Origin of the sequence: Burkholderia sp. Bp9031 (genome assembly GCF_003857965.1) — a bacterium.
Taxonomy (GTDB): domain Bacteria; phylum Pseudomonadota; class Gammaproteobacteria; order Burkholderiales; family Burkholderiaceae; genus Burkholderia; species Burkholderia ambifaria_A.
This window is the reverse complement of sequence record NZ_QTPW01000060.1, coordinates 1-15,546: the sequence shown is the minus strand read 5'-3', so window position 1 is coordinate 15,546 and position 15,546 is coordinate 1. Positions and strand designations below refer to the sequence as shown.

The window sequence follows — 15,546 nt, the reverse complement described above, 5'->3', positions numbered from 1 at the left end:
AACACCAGCGGCCCGATCACCATCTTGATCAGCCGCAGGAACACGTCGGACACGAGGGAGATGTAGCCGGCAATTTCCGTCGCGGACTGCTTGTCGGGAAACTGCGTGTAGATCAGGTAGCCGATCAGGATGCCGGCCGCCATTGCGAGCAGGATCCAGACTGCCGCGGACATTCGTTTGTTCATAACGGAACTCGACGCACGGTGCAGGAATGGAAGAAGGAATGGCGCGCGCCGGTGCCGTGCCACGGTACGCGCTGCGAGCCGGTCGTGCCCGGCATTCCGGGCAACCGCCACGCTCGATACTGCGGAAGTCCGCGAACGGACGCGCTGTCGCTGCCCCGGCGTTCGCGCGATGGCGAACGCGGGGACGGCCGTTCAGCGTGATGCGATCAAATCAGAGCCGATCGGGTCAGTAACCGATCGCCGAACCGGCCGGACGGCGCGGATCGTTGACACCGTAGATGTAGCCGACGCGCACATTGCCGGACACCGACGAGTCGTTGCCGGAACTCTGGCGGCTCGCCGCCTCGGTGCCGGGCAGGCCGACCATGATCAATTCGGCGGCACCCCACGGCGTCTGCTCGACCATCTTGTAGCCCATCTTGCCCAGGATCGCGAGGGTATCGGGCGACAGGCCGCGGGTTTCGTAATAGACCTCGTCGGGCAGCCACTGATGATGGACGCGCGGCGCGTCGACCGCATCCTGCGGCGTCATCCCGTAGTCGATCACGTTCAGCACGGTCTGCAGCGTGATCGTGATGATGCGCGAGCCGCCGGGCGAGCCGACCACCATGAACACCTTGCCGTCCTTCTTCACGATCGTCGGCGCCATCGACGACAGCGGACGCTTGCCCGGCGCGATCGAGTTGCGCGTGCCCTGCACGAGGCCGAACAGGTTCTGCGCGCCGACCTTGACCGTGAAGTCGTCCATCTCGTCGTTCAGGAAGAAGCCCGTGCCCGGCGCGATCACCACGGCGCCGAAGCGGCCGTTGACGGTGTACGTGGTCGACACCGCGTTGCCGTCGTGGTCGATGATCGAATAGTGGGTCGTCTCCGGCTTCTCGTGCACGCCGACACCCGGCTGCACGTCGACCGATGCCGTCGCCGTGTCGCCGCTGATCTGCTTGCGGATCTCGGCCGCATACTGCTTGCTCGTCAGCTTGGCGACCGGATTGTCGATGAAGTTCGGGTCGCCGAGCAGCGTGTTGCGATCCTCGTATGCGTGGCGCATCGCCTCGGTCATGTAGTGGACCACCGAAGCCGACTGGTAGCCCATCTTGCGCAGGTCATAGCCTTCGAGGACATTCAGCGTCTCGCACATCGTCACGCCGCCAGAACTCGGCGGCGGCGCCGACACGAACTCGTAGCCGCGATACGTACAGGTCAACGGCGCGATGTCCTGCGCACGATACGACGCGAAATCGGCCGCCGTGATCAGCCCGCCGCCACGCTTCGCGGCCGCTTCGACGATCTTCGGGATCTCGCCATGGTAGAACGCCTCGGGGCCCTGCTGCGCGATGCGCTCGAGCGTGCGCGCCAGGTCCTTCTGCACCAGGCGGTCGCCCGGCTGCAGCGGCGTGCCGTCCGGGCGCAGGAAGATGCGCGCGGCTTCCGGATCCTTCTTGAAACGGTCGATCGTCGTGTCGAGGATGTCCGTATCGGCGCGCGTCAGCACGAAGCCGTCGCGCGCGAGCCGGATCGCCGGCGCCATCACCTGCTTGCGCGTCAGCTTGCCGTATCTGCGCTGCGCGAGGTCAAGACCCGCGACCGTGCCCGGCACGCCAACCGCGCGATAGCCGTACAGGCTGTCGTCCGGAATGACGTTGCCCTTCGCATCGAGATACATGTTCGCCGAAGCCGCGGCCGGTGCCGTCTCGCGGAAGTTGATGAAGCGGTCGCGGCCGTCGGCCAGGTGCACGGTCATGAAGCCGCCGCCGCCGATGTTGCCGCAGCACGGATTGGTCACGGCCTGCGCGTAGCCGACCGCCACGGCGGCGTCCACCGCGTTGCCGCCTTCCTTCAGGATATCCACGCCGATCTGCGACGCGAAATGCTGCGAGGAAACGACCATGCCGTTCTTCGCTTCCACCGCGGGTTCCGAAGCGGCGAGCGCGCATGCGCTCATGGCCGACAACAGGGTGAGTACTACGAGCCGCCTCATGACGGAATCCTCCAGACGAATAACCGGGCCATGCCGGGATGCGCGAGCCGCCCAACGGGCCGGCCAACGTTGATGATCCGGCATGTAATGAACAATACATTCCGGCAAGGCCGCGATCATAGCACCGGCATTTTTATCCAAAAACCTAGGGTAATTACTAGAATTTCCCGCCAAACCGCGTACTCGGCAGTCATTCGCGATGTTTGTTTTATTACACATATGAATGATCGGGGTCCGAGACGATGCGTCCCTCTAATCTGTGGCCGCATACGGCCTGCGGGCCGTCGATCGGCTAACATGCATGGAGTCGCCGGCAGACGTACGTCTGCCGTTTGTCATTCAGATACGAGCAAGCCGGAGTGCCCGATGGGGACAAGCATCAGGGCGTTGCTGCTATCCCAGATGGATAGCTTCACGCCGTCGGAACAGAAGGTCGCGCATGCGCTGCTGGATCGCTACCCGAGCCTCGGGCTCGGGCCGATCGCGAGCTTCGCGAAGCAAGCCGAAGTCAGCGACCCGACCGTGTTTCGCTTCGTCGTGCGAATCGGCTTTCCGAACTACTCGTCGTTCCAGCAGGCGTTGCACGACGAGATCGACACCGCGATGAATTCGCCGCTCGCGCGGATGGATGCGTTCCACTCGGAATCGGGGATGCGCGATAACCATGCGGCGATTTTCCAGCGGCTTTCGCAATCGCTCGCTACCACGATCGAAGGACTTGACGCGACGGCGTTCGACGAAGCCGTGACGCTGCTGGCCGCGCCTGATATCCGCGTGTTCTGCGGCGGCGGACGTTATACCGCGCCGCTCGCGTCGCTGTTTTCCTTCACGCTCGCTTATGCGCGCCCGCATGTGCAGTACGTCGAGCCGAACGTGAATCTCGCGTCGGTGTCGTTGACGGACATGGGGCCCGGCGACGTGCTGGTGATTTTCGACTTTCGCCGCTATCAGAAGGACAGCGTCCGGTTCGCGCAGGCCGCGCACCAGCTGGGCGTGCGCGTGCTGCTGATCACCGACGAATGGCGCTCGCCGATCAGCGCGTTCGCCGAGATCGTGCTGCGGATCCAGGGACGCCCGTTCGCGATGCTGCAGACCAACGTGCCCGCGCTCGCGCTCGCCGAAGCGCTGGTGATCGGCGTGACGAACCGGCTTCCCGAACTGGCGCGGCAGCGGATGGAAAAGATCGAGCGGCTCAGTACGGGCGGGATCGAGTGGGATACGAATCAGCGGGATTTGCCGGAGTGACGCCTCATCGCTATTCAGGCACGGGCTTCAGCGCTCGACGCAGTGGAGTTTGCAACTTGCATCCAAAACTACTCAATGAGGTACGCCAACCATCGTCGTCATACCTCGTTCATGGCACCAGCTCCATCCGGTTGCCCGTCACGATCAGCTTGACGGGATCCGTCTTTTTCCACTGCGACTTCGGAATCGTCAGTTGCCACTCGGCACCGCCCTGATCGCGAAAGAACCCGGCAACGCCCACGACTTGCGCGTCGTCCGCCATTGGCGCAGACAGCTTCACCGTGGCATCAGGCGCAAGCGTGGTCTCCATACTGCCGAGCAGATCGCCCCTCAGTAACGCGCTGTCGTCATCGAGCAATTGGACGTACGCTGCCTTGCCGAATATCTCCGCATCCTTCAATTGGTAGACGCGCATCACAACCGGGAGAGATTGTCCTTGCTCGTTCTCGTTGAGTGCGGCGCGGCCTTCTATGACGAGACTCATCTGCTTGACCTTCGTGACGAAAATTGCGCGCGTCATGTCGGCAGTCGTCTTCGTCACCGATTGCCACATACCGCAGCCAGACAACAACATTAGCGTCACCGCGGCGGTACTCGCCCATCGAATGCTTCGCATCATCCAACTTGTTCGCAGTGTCACAACCAGCCTCCCGTCTTGATCGTGCATGGATAGCGTCGGATCGGGCCGCCCACGCCCTCATACAAAACGAGCCGCACCGCAAAATGGAAACATGCGTAGCGGCCTACAAAGCGGCTGAGTACGTCGCCGAACAGGGCGATGTCACCCGGTCCGGCAAAACCAACCGGCTCGATACCCACGTTTACATTCACGATGCGATCGACACGCGCACCTGTCAGTTCCGTTTCCTCGTCGAGCCAAACGTAATGAATCGCCTCGATACGGCGCCGGTTATCGTCCTGTCGCGTCCAGTCGTACAACGATAGCGCGCCGCGCAGCACATTCGCGTCCATCATGTTCAGCTCGGTTGTGCCGGCCCCATTGAAGTGAGAAATCACCCGCCAGTCATAATCGCCACCACGCGGGGGATACAGCGGCATCGTGGGCGCTGTCAGGTTGCGCATGCGATCGACACCGTTACAGGTCGAAGCAGGCGCGGCAATCATCGATTCACGCAGCGCCATACGCGGCAAGCGTCCATTGTTTGCCAATACCCGAACCGTCACGTGCCCGTCCGGCAAGCTGCCGCGTTCATCCCATGCATGCCCGCCTAACGTCACGACCATCTCGCGCTGGCCCGTCACGCCCTGCCGGATCGACGAGTGGTAGTACCGATCCGGCAACTCATGCCGGGTCATCCCGCCGCGGTGCCGGAATTCCTTAATCGACTGATAGGCATATTGCCTTGCAGTGCGCAGATCGGTCGCCACGACCGACAGTACGTCATAGGGTTCGACATACTCGCCAGCAGACGGCGGGGCAAGTACCGGATAGTCGTGGTGGTGTACATCGGGTCGGATTGCCTGCGCGTCCAGTTCGAACAGATTGATCACCGGTGTACAGAACAAACGGATGTTGTCTGCGTCGAACGTGGCGTCCCCCGGTATCCGATCTCGGATCACGATATCGAATTCAACACGCGTTTCGCCCGCGGGCACACTTACCACGTCGAAACCGCACAAGTCGACAAAGTGGAATTTCTCGGGGAACGAGAAATATTCGAGCATCGTCTGCTCACGGTCGAGATCGGCATCGCGTGTATCGAAATCGATCGGCCACAGTCGCGCTTGCGCGCCAAAGCCAGCCGCCTCGACAGTCATTGCCGGCCGTGGTTGTAGCTGGCCATCGAGTGCGCGCGGCATGCGCACGCCGATCGACTCGACCTGGTGCGTGAAAGCTGAATACAGCGCCGATGCAGTCGGCCGGTCGCCATGCAGGTATAGCCGGATGCGCGACAGATCGTCCAGCAACCGCTGTTCGCGGTGCAGCAGGTCGAACGCCAGCCGGATCACCGTGCGACCGTCCTCGCGTACGCGCGCCCCCGCCTCGCACACGCTGGGCGGCAGCAAGCGTATCGCTTGAGTGGTTCGATAAACACATATCGTCCCGCCCGGTCCGACCGGTGTTGAACGTACCTGCAATCCCGGCTGCAGCGTATCGAGAATCCTCGCCTCGCCCGTGCGCGGCATACACTCGAGGATTGCCAGCGACGGAATCGTGCGACCTGCATGTGGCCACAGGTGATCGAGCAGTGGATCGGTGATTTCCGGCAGCGCGTCGTCGAGCTTCATTCGCAGCCGGCTCGTGAGGAACGCGAAACCCTCGTAGGTCTGCTCGACACTGTCGTGGCGTGCTCCGGGCATCGTCATCCCCACACGGCGGGCGGCTTGCGGCTGGGACTTCGCAAATTCACGCCCCGCGTCGCGCAGGTAACGCATCTCCGCATCGAAGTAACGCAGGTACGGATCGTTCTCCGCGCCGAGACCGCCCCCTTCAGGCATCGTCGGTTTGCTTTTGTCTTCATTCATGGCTGGAGATCCGGTGGCAGTGGCGGCAGGAGCGGCATCGCCGATGCGACGCCCGCCTTGCCGACGACGAAAATACGATCAGGCATGCGGAACCCGCGTAGTTTCAACAAGTCGATCGGCCCGGCACCGACCTGCGTACGCAACACGTATGACAGCGGTTCGTCGTTCCCGGCATTCCATGTGAGCCGATAGCGCGTGCTATCAAGCTGCTCGATGTCAGCCTTGCTCAGCAGGCGCAGGAACGCCCAGTCGCCAGTCGAATCGAACGCCTGCCGCAGGCCCGCGTCGAGCGTTTGCCATGTCAGCCCCGCATGCCCGTTCAGGCCATTGCCGGGCCATGCCAGCGGCGTCCAGCGCTCCTGCTGATTGAAATAGACGATCTGCTTGCCGTCGACCGACAGTTCCGAGCGCGTCACCTTCGGCGTCGGCAGTGCCATGATTTCGAATTTCCCCCCCACGTCGCCCTGCACGTAGAACTGCGCGCCAACCGTCGACAACTGCCGGACGGCGCTCAGGAACTTCGGGTCGAACTGCAACGCCTGCGGTGCAAGCTCGCTTGGCGCCCAATGGTCGCCCTCGGGTTTCATCACACCGGCCAGCTGCGTCGTGACGAAACGCGAAATCAATCCTGTATCGGGCCGCACATAGCGTCCAAGTTCTGCGAAAGACGCATCGGCCTGCGTATCGAAGAACGGATAGCGACCGCTCATTGCCGCATTAAATGGCGCGGCAATACTGGCTCGCCATGCATCATTCAAACTCGCTGCGGCCGGTTGCAGGATTGTCTGCCATGCTGCCTCGAGCGGCTGCGCAAACACCGCATCGCCGAACCCCGCCCACGCCGTACCCAGGCTCGCGGCCGTGAGCGCCGCGTCATCGCGCGCCTGGGACAATTCCGACAACTTGCCTTGAAACACCGCCTGCGCGAGCGAGCGCGCCATTGCCTGGGCGTCAGGACTGCTCGCGATCTGTTGCAGCTTCAGCCGCATCATCGTGACCGCCGTCAGGTAACGCGACAGGCTCACGCCGTTCAGCGCAATGTTGGCCGGCGCGGTGCTCTTGCCATTTGCAGCGGGTGCTGACGCGCTCGTGTCCCCCGTCAGCACCAGCAGTGGACCAAACGGCCTGCCGAGCGGGTGGACGACGGTCGCCACCTGCTCGTCCGTCCCGATCAGGTTTTGCGCCTTTCTCACCAGCGTGTCAGCCAGCGCCTGCGACGGCCGCCCCGCCTGCGCCTGATATTGCACGGAGTTCATCAGCGCGACCAACGGCGAAGTCTGTGCATCCGCCAGTCGAGAAAGCTGTTCGACTGCGCCACTGAGATTGGACGTCGGCTGCCACTGCATGCTGTTGAGCATGCGCTGCCATGCAGCCGTGTACTCGCCAAAATAACGTGCCTTCAAGCGCCGCTTCAGTGCCTCGGCTGCGTGTTTCTCGTCAATGATTGCGTTGGTTTGGATCGTGCCACGCGCGAGCGTGTTACCGATTGTTTGCTGCGGCTGCGCGCCGGTCAGCACCCAATCGCTGCTGAGGTGGCGCTCACCGGCAGCCTTGTCGATCGCCGCGGCGATCATGCCGTCCCATGCCGCGCGCGTATAAATCCCCGGCACGGTCTGCGATGTCATGAACATCCCGCGCGCATCGGCACCATCGAGGAGCGTTTCGAGCGACGCGTCGGCATATTTGTTTTTAACATCGTCGAGGATGCGTTGATACACGGTATCGTCAGCCGACGCGAGTCCCATCTGGGTGACCAGCATGTTCCGCGTCGCTGTCACGACGCGGTCGTCCGTCGCAATTCGCCATTCGGGATGCGCTTTCAGGTGATCGGCGTAAAACCCCGCGAGCCGTCGACCGGTATCGTCACGCTCACCCAGCGGCATCTCCACCGGGCGCGACCAGAAGGTGACGAGCATGCGTTTCAAAAACATCGAATCGGCGCGCGATGGCTCGCCGAGCATCAGGTAGGTCTTGAGCGCATTGTAGGTACTGCCACGCGTGTCCTGCGTTTGAAGGCTATCGGCACGCGCCTGGCCTGCGCTCTTCAGCAGTTCCCCGATCGTTTGCACGACAGGCGTCTGCAAGTTGCGAGTCGCAGCGATCCGGTACGGTTGCCAGAGACCGCCGAGGATATCGTCATTGCGCGACAGGCCCGCCCGCAGGTGCCACGGTGCGCCATGCTGCTGCCGGTATTCGAGCTTTTCCATCAACTGTTGTAACGCCAGTTGCGCGCGCCATGCGGCGGCCGTCTGCGGCCGCGCCTCGACCGCTGCACTCGCCGCCACCTGCGCTTCGCGCATGAGTCGCTGGTTGCCGATGAACGACGCGGTCATCCATGCGCACCACGCCATCGTTGCAACGATCAAGCATATCGCCAGTGCGTTCGGCCAGTAGAGTCCCACGCGCCGGCCAATGCGTTGCCGGCCGGCGATGGCGCGCCATGCGGGCAGCAGTGCGGCGGGTTGCGGCGGGAACTCGATCGGGACGTTCGGAACAGTCGCGCTCCCGTTCGCGGCGATCGGCACCGGCGTCGCAGCCGCTGTCGCAAATACAGGTGCGAACATCACGCCCGCCAGCGGTGCGCGCAGCCAGGGTGAAGCAAGGAGCGCTTGCCAGCCGGTGACGATGTGTTCGTGCTGTTTCCCGATGTATTGCGAGATTTCGGCTAGATAGGTGACGCGCGTGGATGCTGTACAAAGCCGCACGCCCGCATCCGCCGTACCACGCTCGATCGCGGCGAGCTGATCGCGCAAGGACAGCGCCGGCTGCCCGCCCTGGTACGCCGGCCCTGGAAATGCACCGATCGCCTCGAACGTTTCAGGTCGGTCGCCTTGCGCGGGCACGGTATGCAGGAACGTGACAGGCGCGGCCCAACCGATGTCGGTCGCTAGCACCGCGAGTGCGCGCGGCAGTTCGGTATCGCACTCGTCCACGTGCGTGATCTGCACAACACAGTCGACCGGCCGCCTGCGCCGGAGCTTACGGATTTGTCGGCGCCATGCGTCCGCCTCGATGCCGTCCGGTGCCGCGTGCACAAGGATCACATTGCCGACAGGCATCGCGCCCTCGCGCTTCAGGCCCGGTGCGACCTGGTCGATCAATATGTCCGCACCGCTCACCATCAGCCACGGTGATCGGTATCGCCACCGCCGGCCCTGCGTCACACGCAGTTCCTCGACCATGCGTTGCAGACGGGCATCGCGTTTCAGCGGCTCCTGAGCCTTCGTCGCGTCATCGATATCCCCGCGAAACAGCTGTCCGGCAATGGCGTATGCGCCGATAAAAAACAAACAGAGATGTATGGCGACGAATACGATCAGGGCGATGATGATGGCGATCACGACTTGCATACGCGCCACACCGGGCGCGAGATCGAACAGGTCGCCGCGGCGCCACACGAAGCCAATCGCGAACGCTGCGACGATCAGCGCCGCGACAATTACGCCCCAGAGCGCGAGGCGTCCAGAGGACGCAGACTCTATGGCGGGAGCCGAGTCAAGCGGCCGCAAGGTCAGTTTCGGATCGGTCATGCTTAGCGTGTCCAGGCAACGAAGATTCCTTCCCTTGTGGACCGGGAAGCACGTGAATGACGGCGGACTGCACGCCATCGATGATCAGTTGCGACGCGTTCCCCGCACCACATTCGATAGCGGCTGCGACGGACAACCAGCCGCTGGCACTGCCAAAATCGCCCACGATGTAGGCGAGGTCGCACTGGGCGTCGCTGTTCGCAAGCGCATCCAGGTTCGCGATGCGCAGTCCCTGATTGCAACGCTTGACGGCACGCGTGACCCAGGCTCGCGTCACGGCATCGAAATCTGCCCTACCCCAGATCACGGCATTCGCGAAACCGTATTCGATCTCATCGGCGTTGCCCTCGACGGGTCGATGCAGGGTCGCCATCCCGTGTACACCTTCGGGTAGAGCGTAAAAGCCGGCGTCGAGCAGCATCGCGACGCATCCCTCCGTGCTGCCGGTCGGTGACCGCTCCTCGTGCCATGCCGTTGCGATCACGAGCAGCGGGCATGCCTCGCGGGCATCGAGCCACGCGTCCGCCAACAGCAATCCGTCCGAAGCGGGTATGGGCAGCACGGTGAGAGGCGGCAGACCAACCAATTGCAGCGCGTCGCACACCTCCTGCTCGCGCAATGCTTCTTCGCCGGGCTCGGCCAGAAGGCGTACTTTTGGCCAGTAGGCCGCTTCGTAGTGCGTGAGCGCGTGGAGACTCGCAGCAAGCGGTTCAAGCGCGTCGGCGATCCTGAGTGTGAGCTGGGTGACGGGTCGCTTTGGAGGCGCATCCGCTACGGCATCGCTCTCCTCGGTCGGGCCTGCCACGTCGGTTTCGTCGGATAGTTCCAACGGGTCAGCAAAGCGACAATGCTCAACGACACCCGCGCCCAAACGGGGCTGCTGCTGTCGCGGCAAACGAACCCGCGCATGGATTGCCTGTGCAAGCGTCTGGTCGTTCAAGGGCAAGCAATAGCCGACGCCCAGCACCCGAAGCGGCTGCTGCGCGACACGGATGCGCTCCGCCAGCCATCGATCGCGATGGAGGTTGCGGTGGTACGCGCGGTACCACATGGCCTCATAGCGAGCGCGCTCGATCGCGAACAGAAATCCGAAAAGCCCGTTCGGGATACCAACAACGCAGAACCAGAACCATGGGCCGCCCGCCCGCTCATCCTTTGGCGAAATCAGCAGAGTGGTCGCCGCTCCGAGCACCGCGCAGGCCAACCAGACGCAGAACCACCACGGCCAGAAGCGCGGGCGGCTCGGATAGGCGTTCGGGAGCCCCGCCTGAGAGAGGTCGACGGGCATTATTCGACGTGGACGTTCGGCAGCAACGAGATCAACCGACAGCCGCATGCGCAGCGATGGCCGTCCAGCGCGAATGGCTTGTTGTCGTGATCGGGAAACTTGTCGGCGCCTTCGTCGATGAAGGTCGGACCATGCAGAGTGCAAGTCGCCTCATCGCCCTTGCGGGCAAGCGGCATGCCCATGAATGTCGTCCATGGTGAGCCGCCGGTGACTTCGCCGCCGTGTTCGAGTTTGTCGCCTTGGCGGACGGGTGATTTTTTATTCATATTGTCGCTCAAATTAGGTTATCCATCATTTTTCAACTGACAATCTTGTGATAAATCTTTTCGGGATATTTTTATCACAATCCTTAACCAAGATAAATACATCATCCTTGCTGACGTATTTACCAAACACCTTCGGATTCCCTGATTGAGAAATATCCGACACTATTCTCTCTAGACGTATGAACTCGGCGTCCTCGATGGCCACAGAACTTATCACCAACAACTTGGCAACTAAATTTGACGGCAGGCCTGCAAAGTGAAATCCAAAAAACAATAGCCCCTACTTATTTTTTAAAAAGTGCCACACAGGCATCATCCACCGTTACGACACGCCGGTTATTTTTTATGTCCCATACCCCAGGGTAGGATGTTGGTGAACAATCCACTTCCCTAGTTGGCGTTACATAGCGTCCATCAGGAGAAATTATCGATGCTCCTGCCTTGCCATCACTGCCAAATGCTCCCTTCCTCAGTTCACTGATTTTTCTACCAACAACATATGCACCCTTCACAGACACAAGATTTTTTGAAGTTCCGACACGAGCAACAGTAGCCAAATATAGAAATGGTCGCACACTAACAAAATCAAGTGCAACGTAAACCCCCTTCGATACATTTATATCCGATAGCACACCAACACCCGCCGGAATCGAAAGAACGCGAACCACCTCTCCAGCTCGACAATGATCCAACTGACGCTTACCAACGTAAGTTGTCTCGGAAAGCATGACCGCCGATTTGTCAAAACTCTCAATCGCGTAACGCGACTCCTTGTCAAGTGAGCATACTTTTGAATCACCGACCCTTAGTGACTTCCCAACCACATCATAACTCTCCGCACATACACTTCCCGCGACAAAGAGCAGTGCCACCGAAAATAGATCTCGCCGCAATTCATCAATCCTCACACCACCAACAAATGCCATTAAAAACTTTCATTCAATCCCCTCTCACACGAGAAATCAAAAGAATCGAAATGACGAGAACAGATACTTTAAAGCACGCCCCCTCTCCTTACCAACCCTCGACGTTCTGTCTCCGTAGTACAAACGAAAAACAGTCGAGCGAACACCGTTACCAGCAACAAAAACCCATTGTTGTTTTTGATAACCAATAATGGTTCCCGTCGGTTTAATTGCTGAGTAGCTTATGATATAGAGGTCACCCCCTGACAACTGAACATGCTCCTTTGAGACCACCCTAAATTGACCGTTTTGAGCCGCTCCGCCTGCCGACTCAACTTGCGCCAGACTATCCGCTACCGGAATCGCCTCGACAGTCAGGGCGAAATCTGTCAGAGCACGCCAGTCGTCGGGCGTGCGTGGCATAGGCCCAGTTCGTTTAAGCCGCAGTCTCCCCGTATATAGAAACGGTATGTAGCACTCATCTTTCCCTAACGTAATGGTATGCCCCACGTCGACATACTCAAGGCCATTGGGAATCGCAAACGACAAATGACAATCATCCCTCAATACCCTCTCCGGCTCCTTGCCACTCGCCGAACACACAAAGCCCACAAATCCACAAATACTCAATCCGAGCAAAATGATTCGCCTCATGACTCCTCACATTACGGGCTTGTAATCAGCATTCGGCACAACCTCATCATTGAGCTCGTACCAGGCGTTATTAAATCCTTGCTTTCGCCAATCAGCAGCCACGCCAGCCGGATTGATACACTTCGTAACCTGAAGTGTCGCGGCATCGCTCGCCCCTTGATCTGCCCAGTAATTGATGCTGAGCTTGCCAAATGGGACCATGTCGTCTTTACGTGTTATCGGATTTTTAACAAACCGCTGTCGTTGCTTCGACGCCCAGTACCAACCCGAAGCATCACATGTATTATAAGAGTCAGTTACAAGCAAGGAGCTTGTTGAATCCGTATCAAATACCGCACCTCGATATTTTCCATAGGATTTGTAATTATATCTCCCAGTAACCTGAATCAACCCACGCCCCTTAAATCGAATTCCGTCACCTCTCTCCGTGTTACCTAGGGAAACACTGATTAATCCGGCTCGGTGGTCATCGCTGACGCAGCCGAGGACGTTGTAGAAGATAGTTCACGGAACGAGCCCACGACGATGGAACGGCAAATGAGCTTTGCGGAAGCGGAAAGCGCAGGCAAGAAGCGCGTGACCCGGCGTCAGCGTTTCCTGGACGAGATGGAGAAGCTCGTGCCGTGGTCGCGATTGCTGACGGCAATCGAGCCGTACTACCCGAAAGGAACTCGCGGCCGCCCGCCGATCGGTCTGGAGCGGATGCTTCGAATCTACTTCCTGCAGCAGTGGTACAGCCTGTCCGACGAAGGGCTGGAGGATGCGCTGTACGACAGCATCGCGATGCGGGCCTTCGCCGGGATTGATCTGGCCGTGGAGAACGTGCCGGATGCGACCACGCTGCTGAAGTTCCGGCGCCTGCTTCTTGAACATGACCTGACGCGCAAGCTGTTCGACGAGATTGGCATCTCGCTGTGCGAACGCGGACTGATGATGAAGGAAGGCACGCTGGTCGATGCGACGATCATCGAAGCGCCGCCGTCGACCAAGAACGCCGAGAAGCGTCGCGATCCAGACATGCATCAAACGAAGAAAGGCAACGAGTGGCACTTCGGCATGAAGGCCCACATCGGCGTCGATGCCGATTCGGGGCTGGTTCACAGCGTGGTCGGCACGTCCGCCAACGTGTCGGATGTTTCGCAAGCGCACGCGCTGTTGCATGGTCATGAGCAAGAAGCGTTCGGCGACGCGGGCTATATCGGCGTAGACAAGCGCAATGAAATGAAGGGCCGGTCGGTGAAGTGGCGCGTGGCGGCCAAGCGAGGAAAGATCAAGGCGATGCAGGATGGTGCGCTGAAGGATCTGATGATCGCGCTTGAGCGAACCAAGGCGCAAATCCGCGCGCGGGTCGAGCATCCGTTCCATGTCGTCAAGAACCTGTTCCGCCATCGCAAGGTGCGCTACAAGGGACTGGCGAAGAACACGGCGCAACTGTTCAGCCTGTTCGCTTTGGCGAACTTGGTGATTGCGCAAAACCGGTTTCGGTCGGTTCACGGGAGTAGTCCGTCACGTGTATGAAAAATGCAGGAAATGAGGCGCTTTCCCGGGGCAAACTTCCCCGAATTCGCTGCGCTTCACTTCGGCATCCGGAATTTGCGGGTCAGCACCGCCGACAAGCTCGCGCGTTGGCCTATTAATCAGCGTTTCCCTAGATTATCGCCCTCCAGGCGACCAGGTTCATATTTATCGAAGTATGAAGGCTCACCACCTTCAAGCATGAATTCCAGGCGTCCTGTTTCCGGCGTCAACTGACCGAACAAATGTGCGAGGCGCAAACGGCTGGACGATATTCCATATTTCCTAGCAACGACATAAAAACTTGCATGTAAATTTGCGGGGCGCCGTTCCGTCGCATAACTAAGCCGTTTAATAATGACAGATTTTGAGAGCGGAGCGACTTCACGCCCTTTTTCTCTGATTGTGCTACGAACGCAGTGAGCAGTTTCGTCCTTGCTTAACCATCCGCATCTCCTGAAATGTCGGATAAACGTCAATGGATGGAAGAACCACAACTTCTGCCCCGCCGGAAGCCCCGTTTTGTCCCAAAACTGAACTTCCTTCAGGTACTTCATGAAATCGTTGTAGCCCTTCTCGTTACCGTGGTAGAAGCCTCCCTCATCGAGCAGCCTCGCATAGCGTCCCTCGTTGTTCGTGCTATCCCACTCACTCGGCGCGTGACAGACAAGGCCGCGCAACTGCCGCCGTACCGGGGCAGTCGACAGCACTCTGATCTTGTGAGCTTCCGGCGCCTCCCCCGTCACCGCTGGCACTTCGTGCGAAGCAGCATCGTTCAGCATTTTCTTCAGCGCATCCACATCGCACAGTCCGTCACTGCTGAACGGCGTATTGCCCTCACTGACTTTCTGCCAACCCACAGAAGACAGGAAGTCCGCGTCGGAGAACTTGTGGATGCTTGAATCATTGATATCGATGTAGCCAACCTTGTCTGCCGCCCAGTTGACCTGCATCCACGTCGCGCGCGCATTTGCCGCCAGAGTCTGGGACGGCGACAGGATGCGACCAAAGCGCAGCAGCTCGTAACCGTCGCTTGGACAAGACGAATAAAGCGCCGTCGCACGCTTGTACAGGTCGTATTCGTAGTCCTTTTCCTCGACGGGTTGCGGCGTGAGCAGCGTGCGAGTGCCGTCTTGCGCCAGGCTCCAGACATTGGTGTATTTCGAGCCGACGCTGAAGTAGGTCTCAACGAGCAACGGCAACGCATTCGAGCCCTCTTGACCTGGTTTGAATTCAATTCCATGCAACTTGTTGCGGGCATCGGCCTTCTCAGGCAAACGGCGAAACCGGCTGCCTGCCGGAATGACGAAATACGCATGCCCCCACCAGTCCGTTCCGGTTGGTGGGGTGGGCGTACTGTTACCCAGTTGCGTGCGCCCGAAATACGCATCGAAATCCGCCGGCAACATGAAGATTTCGAAATGCAAATGCGGCATACCCTCATATTCGCCACGCCACCCCAACACATCCTTGCGCCGAACCTTCTTGCCCTC

General features: G+C 60.0%; 12 protein-coding genes and 1 pseudogene. 2 read left to right on the top strand and 11 right to left on the bottom strand.

Going from position 1 to position 15,546, the window contains the following annotated elements; all coding sequences use genetic code 11:
- Together DIE15_RS36010 and ggt are read right to left on the bottom strand one after the other, a co-directional pair.
- The coding region (locus DIE15_RS36010) for a cation:dicarboxylate symporter family transporter (protein WP_124835819.1) at positions 1 to 185 on the bottom strand (185 nt) is incomplete at its 3' end.
- Between the two features lie 226 nt (positions 186 to 411).
- The gene (ggt, locus tag DIE15_RS36005; protein ID WP_057930210.1) at positions 412 to 2,163 is read right to left on the bottom strand and encodes a gamma-glutamyltransferase; all 1,752 of its coding nucleotides are present in this window, start codon (positions 2,161 to 2,163) and stop codon (positions 412 to 414) included.
- Positions 2,164 to 2,529: 366 nt separating this feature from the next.
- Here ggt and DIE15_RS36000 point away from each other — a divergent pair, with 366 nt between their 5' ends.
- Positions 2,530 to 3,408, top strand: a complete 879-nt coding sequence (locus DIE15_RS36000; RefSeq protein WP_057930211.1) for a MurR/RpiR family transcriptional regulator — start codon at positions 2,530 to 2,532, stop codon at positions 3,406 to 3,408.
- A gap of 109 nt (positions 3,409 to 3,517) precedes the next feature.
- On the opposite strand, the gene tssJ is transcribed toward DIE15_RS36000, so the two are convergent.
- The 8 genes from tssJ to DIE15_RS37310 all read right to left on the bottom strand — a co-directional run bounded on the left by tssJ (position 3,518) and on the right by DIE15_RS37310 (position 12,928).
- Positions 3,518 to 4,024 carry a type VI secretion system lipoprotein TssJ gene (gene tssJ / locus DIE15_RS35995; RefSeq protein WP_260428449.1) on the bottom strand — a complete coding sequence of 169 codons (507 nt, stop codon included), beginning with the start codon at positions 4,022 to 4,024 and terminating at the stop codon, positions 3,518 to 3,520.
- Positions 4,025 to 4,044: 20 nt separating this feature from the next.
- Positions 4,045 to 5,895 carry a type VI secretion system baseplate subunit TssF gene (gene tssF, locus DIE15_RS35990; protein WP_124835817.1) on the bottom strand — a complete coding sequence of 617 codons (1,851 nt, stop codon included), beginning with the start codon at positions 5,893 to 5,895 and terminating at the stop codon, positions 4,045 to 4,047.
- Positions 5,892 to 9,425 carry an ImcF-related family protein gene (locus DIE15_RS35985; protein WP_124835816.1) on the bottom strand — a complete coding sequence of 1,178 codons (3,534 nt, stop codon included), beginning with the start codon at positions 9,423 to 9,425 and terminating at the stop codon, positions 5,892 to 5,894. The genes tssF and DIE15_RS35985 overlap by 4 nt, the downstream gene beginning before the upstream one ends.
- On the bottom strand, positions 9,391 to 10,713 hold the full coding sequence (locus DIE15_RS35980; RefSeq protein ID WP_124835815.1) for a hypothetical protein: 1,323 nt from the start codon (positions 10,711 to 10,713) through the stop codon (positions 9,391 to 9,393). The genes DIE15_RS35985 and DIE15_RS35980 overlap by 35 nt, the downstream gene beginning before the upstream one ends.
- On the bottom strand, positions 10,713 to 10,991 hold the full coding sequence (locus DIE15_RS35975; RefSeq protein ID WP_409364332.1) for a PAAR domain-containing protein: 279 nt from the start codon (positions 10,989 to 10,991) through the stop codon (positions 10,713 to 10,715). The genes DIE15_RS35980 and DIE15_RS35975 overlap by 1 nt, the downstream gene beginning before the upstream one ends.
- Before the next feature lie 272 nt (positions 10,992 to 11,263).
- On the bottom strand, positions 11,264 to 11,905 hold the full coding sequence (locus DIE15_RS35970; protein ID WP_124835814.1) for a hypothetical protein: 642 nt from the start codon (positions 11,903 to 11,905) through the stop codon (positions 11,264 to 11,266).
- 36 nt (positions 11,906 to 11,941) lie between these two features.
- A complete protein-coding gene (locus tag DIE15_RS35965; protein ID WP_124835813.1) occupies positions 11,942 to 12,307 on the bottom strand; it encodes a hypothetical protein in 366 nt (121 codons plus the stop codon).
- A 237-nt stretch (positions 12,308 to 12,544) separates the two neighbouring features.
- Entirely contained in the window at positions 12,545 to 12,928 is a 384-nt protein-coding gene (locus DIE15_RS37310; RefSeq protein ID WP_185734613.1) for a hypothetical protein, read from the bottom strand.
- A gap of 135 nt (positions 12,929 to 13,063) precedes the next feature.
- On the opposite strand from DIE15_RS37310, the gene DIE15_RS35955 reads away from it, so the two are divergent.
- On the top strand, positions 13,064 to 14,056 hold the full coding sequence (locus DIE15_RS35955) for an IS5 family transposase (protein ID WP_124835812.1): 993 nt from the start codon (positions 13,064 to 13,066) through the stop codon (positions 14,054 to 14,056).
- A 119-nt stretch (positions 14,057 to 14,175) separates the two neighbouring features.
- Here DIE15_RS35955 and DIE15_RS37305 read toward each other — a convergent pair.
- Positions 14,176 to 15,546 (bottom strand): annotated as a pseudogene (locus DIE15_RS37305) (peptidase M23); the annotation flags it as partial.

Coding starts and splice junctions, on each gene's coding strand:
- DIE15_RS35980 (WP_124835815.1), bottom strand. CDS start 10,713: ATGCCCGTCGACCTCTCTCAGGCGGGGCTCCCGAACGCCTATCCGAGC.
- DIE15_RS35965 (WP_124835813.1), bottom strand. CDS start 12,307: ATGCCACGCACGCCCGACGACTGGCGTGCTCTGACAGATTTCGCCCTG.
- tssF (WP_124835817.1), bottom strand. CDS start 5,895: ATGAATGAAGACAAAAGCAAACCGACGATGCCTGAAGGGGGCGGTCTC.
- DIE15_RS35970 (WP_124835814.1), bottom strand. CDS start 11,905: ATGGCATTTGTTGGTGGTGTGAGGATTGATGAATTGCGGCGAGATCTA.
- ggt (WP_057930210.1), bottom strand. CDS start 2,163: ATGAGGCGGCTCGTAGTACTCACCCTGTTGTCGGCCATGAGCGCATGC.
- DIE15_RS35985 (WP_124835816.1), bottom strand. CDS start 9,425: ATGACCGATCCGAAACTGACCTTGCGGCCGCTTGACTCGGCTCCCGCC.
- DIE15_RS36000 (WP_057930211.1), top strand. CDS start 2,530: ATGGGGACAAGCATCAGGGCGTTGCTGCTATCCCAGATGGATAGCTTC.
- DIE15_RS35955 (WP_124835812.1), top strand. CDS start 13,064: ATGGAACGGCAAATGAGCTTTGCGGAAGCGGAAAGCGCAGGCAAGAAG.
- tssJ (WP_260428449.1), bottom strand. CDS start 4,024: ATGCGAAGCATTCGATGGGCGAGTACCGCCGCGGTGACGCTAATGTTG.